A 4,134-nucleotide genomic window follows, 5' to 3' on the forward strand; every position below is an offset into this window, starting at 1 on the left:
CTCGAGCACCGGAGGTGACTGAGCCTGTCGAAGCCCCCGGAACGCCCCCACGACCGGCCCCTTCGACAACCTCAGGGACCCGGGGCGCGGGAGCGCGGCCGTGAAGCGCGGCAAGCTGCGCGTCCTGCTCGGCATGGCCCCGGGCGTCGGCAAGACGTACGAGATGCTCGAAGAGGGGCGACGGCTCGCCGCCGAGGGACGCGACGTCGTCATCGCGGTCGTCGAGACCCACGGTCGAGCCGCCACCGCCGCGCAAGCCGACGGCCTCGAGGTCGTTCCGCGTCGAACGGTCGCTCACCGCGGAGTCGCGCTCGACGAGATGGATCTCGCGGCGGTGATCGCGCGGCATCCGGATCTCGCCCTTGTGGACGAGCTCGCGCACACCAACGCTCCCGGCTCCGCCAACGACAAGCGCTGGACCGACGTCGAAGAGATCCTCGACGCGGGGATCGACGTCATCACGACCGTCAACGTGCAGCACATCGCGTCGCTGAACGACGTCGTCGAGAAGATCACCGGCGTGACGCAGCGCGAGACGGTTCCGGATGCCGTCGTCCGCGCGGCCGACCAGATCGAGGTCGTCGACCTCGCGCCGCAGTCTCTGCGCGATCGCCTGTCGGCCGGGTTCGTCTACCCCGCCGAACGCATCGACGCGGCGCTGTCGAACTACTTCCGCCTCGGCAACCTCACGGCCCTGCGCGAGCTCGCGCTGCTGTGGCTCGCCGACGAGGTCGACTCCGCGCTCCAGCGCTACCGCACCGAGCACGGCATCGAGGGGGCGTGGCAGGCGCGCGAGCGCGTCGTCGTCGCGCTGACCGGCGGCTCCGAGGGAGAGACGCTGCTCCGCCGCGGGGCGCGCATCGCCGCGCGCTCGGCCGGTGGCGAGCTGCTCGCCGTCCACGTGTCGACGCAGGACGGTCTGCGAACGAGCAACCCGGGGGCTCTCGAGACGCAACGCGCCCTCGTCGAACAGCTCGGGGGCACGTATCACCAGGTCGTGGGCGACGACGTGGCCACCACTCTCGTCGACTTCGCCCGCTCGGTGAACGCGTCGCAGCTCGTCATCGGCGTGAGCCGACGAGGACGCCTCGGTGCAGCCCTCACCGGCCCCGGCATCGGTAACACCGTCATCCGCGAGTCGGGCGACATCGACGTGCACATCGTGAACCACGCCCGCGCGGGCGGCCGGTTCGCGCTGCCGCGTCTGACGGGCCCCGCGCTGAGCAGGAAGCGGCGCGTCCTCGGCTTCGTCACCGCCCTGCTCGGCGGCCCGATCATCTCGCTGCTCCTGCTCGCGACCGGCTCCGACGACTCGATCACGACCGACGTGCTCAGCTACCAGCTGCTCGTCGTGATCGTCGCGCTGATCGGCGGCATCTGGCCGGCGGTCTTCGCGGCCGTCCTGTCGGGGCTCACCCTCGACTTCCTCTTCATCTCGCCCCTCTACACGGTGACGATCAGCGACCCGGTTCACGCGATCGCCCTCGTCCTCTACGTCGTGATCGCGATGCTGGTGAGCGTCGTCGTCGACCAGGCCGCCCGCCGCGCCCGTGCCGCGCGCCGTGCCTCGGCGGAGGCCGAACTGCTCGCGACGGTCGCCGGCAGCGTGCTCCGCGGCGAGGTCGCCGTCCCCGCGCTGGTCAGTCGCGCCCGCGAGGCGTTCGGCCTCGCCGGCGTGCGGCTCATCGCCGCCGACGGACGCGTGCTCGCGACCGACGGCGAGCCGGTCCGCGACGGGCGGCGCACGGCGATCCCGGTCGGCGACGGACGCGCCACCCTCGAACTGCACGGCGGAGATCTGGATGCCGGCAGCCGCCGCCTCCTCGACGTCGTCGTCGCTCAGCTCGCCGCCGCCCTCGAACGCGCCGACCTCGCCGAGACCGCCGCCGAGGCGGGGGCACTCGCCGAGACCGACCAGGTCCGCAGCGCCCTCCTCTCGGCCGTGAGCCACGATCTGCGCCGGCCCCTGGCATCCGCCGTCGCCGCCCTCGGGGGTCTGCGCGCCGCGGGCGACCATCTCTCCGACGACGACCGGCGCGAACTCATCGAGACCGCGGACGAGAGCCTCGCCACGCTCTCGGTGCTCGTGACCGACCTGCTCGACGTCAGCCGCGTGCAGGCGGGAGTGCTCGCGATCTCTCTCGCGCCCGTCGACGCGGCCGATGTCGTGATCGCGGCGCTCGACGAACTCGACCTGGGTCCCGACGAGGTCGAGCTCGCCCTCGACCCCGAACTGCCCGCGCTCCGAGCCGACGCGGTGCTGCTGCAGCGCGTGCTCGTCAACGTGCTCGCGAACGCGCAGCGCTACACGCCGGCGGGTGTCCGCGTGCGCATCGCGACGAGCCGGCTGGGCGGGATCGCCGAGATCCGCGTGATCGACCACGGCCCCGGCATCGCGGCGGAGCGTCGCACCGACATGTTCTCGCCGTTTCAACGGCTCGGCGACACCGACAACACCGCCGGCCTCGGGCTCGGTCTCGCGCTCTCGCGCGGCTTCGCCGAGGGCATGGGCGGCACGCTGGTCCCCGAGGACACCCCGGGCGGCGGACTGACGATGGTGGTGACGCTGCCGATCGCCGAGCGCGATGCCGAGGCCGTGGCATCCGGGATCCGAGAGGACGCACCGTGAAGATTCTGATCGCCGACGACGACCCGCAGCTCGTCCGCGCGCTGCGCATCACCCTCGGCGCGCACGGGTACGACGTCGTGGCCGCGGCCGACGGTGCCGCGGCGATCACCCTCGCCGCCCAGGCGCACCCCGACATCGTCCTGCTGGATCTCGGGATGCCACACCTCGACGGCGTGCAGGTGATCCAGGCGCTGCGCGGGTGGACGAGCGTGCCCATCATCGTCGTGTCGGGACGCACGGGCTCGGCCGACAAGGTCGACGCGCTCGACGCCGGGGCGGACGACTACGTCACGAAGCCGTTCCAGATCGACGAGCTGCTCGCGCGGCTCCGCGTGCACGCGCGGCGATCGGTTCCCGCCTCGGGCGACGCGGTGGTGCGCTTCGGAGACGTCGAGGTGGATCTGGCCGCCAAGGCGGTGCTGCGCGACGGCACCCGCGTGCACCTCACCCCGACGGAGTGGCGGATGCTGGAGTTCCTCGCCCGCAATCCCGGGTCGCTGGTGACGCGACAGACGCTGCTCAAGGAGATCTGGGCGAGCGAGCAGGTCGCCGACAGCGGTTATCTGCGGCTGTACATGTCGCAGCTGCGCAAGAAGCTCGAGGCCGACCCGTCGAACCCGACGCACCTGCTGACGGAGCAGGGGATGGGGTATCGGCTGGTGGTGTGAGGCGGCGGGTTCGGCCGCGGCCGGGGCCATCCGCCCGCCGGGCCGAACTCCGGAGAAACCGCGCCGTCGGCCGTCTTACACCCCGGTTCCGGCCTCAACCGAGCGAAAACTCCGGAGTTTCGCACGCCCCCGCGTCGCGCCCGCCCACTCGGCCGAGCGAGAACTCAGGAGTTCCGCTCGGCCTCGACCTCGTCGCCGGCGGAGCACCCCTCGAACTCCGCCTGCACCCGTGCGCAGCGGCAGGCGTACACGATCGAGTGCAGCAGCATCAGCGGACCTCGCCGACGGTGTGGCATCCGGGACAGGGGAAGGCGACGCGGTCGCCGACGTGCACATCCCCGGGCAGCACGACCGTTCCGCACGCGGCCGAGCCGTGAGCGTCCAACACCGCGAAGGGCTCGTCATAAGCGTGCGAGACGCGACCGATCAGTCGCGCTTCGCGCCAAACGGCCTCGGCCCCCGCGACGCACGCGTCGAGGCGCAGCCCCGCGGGTCCGGCATCCGTCACCGTCGCCACCACCACGGTGGTCGACAGACTCGCGGATGCCACCCCGCCCGACGCCGGGATCACCGCCGGTCCCGTGCACACGCAGGGCGTGCCGCAGATCTCGGCGTACCGCCCGACAGACACCGCGCGGACGGTCACGTCGTCGAGGGTGGGCGCGGAGCCCGCGGGCCAGGCCGCGGCGTCGAAGGGCGCCGGGATGCTCGAGCGGAGGGTGGGGAGGAGAGCCGTGAGGGTCATGGCATCCGGTCTACGCCGGTCGTACGGCGGGGTGCGGGAGTCTCACGACTCCCATACGGCGCGCCCGGCGATCCCTACGGGTCCCTGCGGCC

Annotated in this window: 3 protein-coding genes; 2 read left to right on the forward strand and 1 reads right to left on the reverse strand. The window is 72.6% G+C overall.

Annotated features, from left to right (window positions below; all coding sequences use genetic code 11):
• Positions 1-100 precede the first annotated feature (100 nt).
• Both P2P98_RS09095 and P2P98_RS09100 read left to right on the forward strand, forming a co-directional pair.
• On the forward strand, positions 101-2,629 hold the full coding sequence (locus P2P98_RS09095; RefSeq protein WP_275799344.1) for a DUF4118 domain-containing protein: 2,529 nt from the start codon (positions 101-103) through the stop codon (positions 2,627-2,629).
• Positions 2,626-3,297, forward strand: a complete 672-nt coding sequence (locus P2P98_RS09100) for a response regulator (RefSeq protein ID WP_275799345.1) — start codon at positions 2,626-2,628, stop codon at positions 3,295-3,297. The genes P2P98_RS09095 and P2P98_RS09100 overlap by 4 nt, the downstream gene beginning before the upstream one ends.
• Before the next feature lie 268 nt (positions 3,298-3,565).
• On the opposite strand, the gene P2P98_RS09105 is transcribed toward P2P98_RS09100, so the two are convergent.
• Positions 3,566-4,042: a hypothetical protein gene (locus tag P2P98_RS09105; RefSeq protein ID WP_275799346.1), complete on the reverse strand. Its 477-nt coding sequence runs from the start codon at positions 4,040-4,042 to the stop codon at positions 3,566-3,568.
• Positions 4,043-4,134 lie beyond the last annotated feature (92 nt).

It is taken from the genome of Microbacterium sp. Kw_RZR3, assembly GCF_029222405.1.
Classification (GTDB): Bacteria; Actinomycetota; Actinomycetes; order Actinomycetales; family Microbacteriaceae; genus Microbacterium.

Coding starts and splice junctions, on each gene's coding strand:
- P2P98_RS09105 (WP_275799346.1), bottom strand. CDS start 4,042: ATGACCCTCACGGCTCTCCTCCCCACCCTCCGCTCGAGCATCCCGGCG.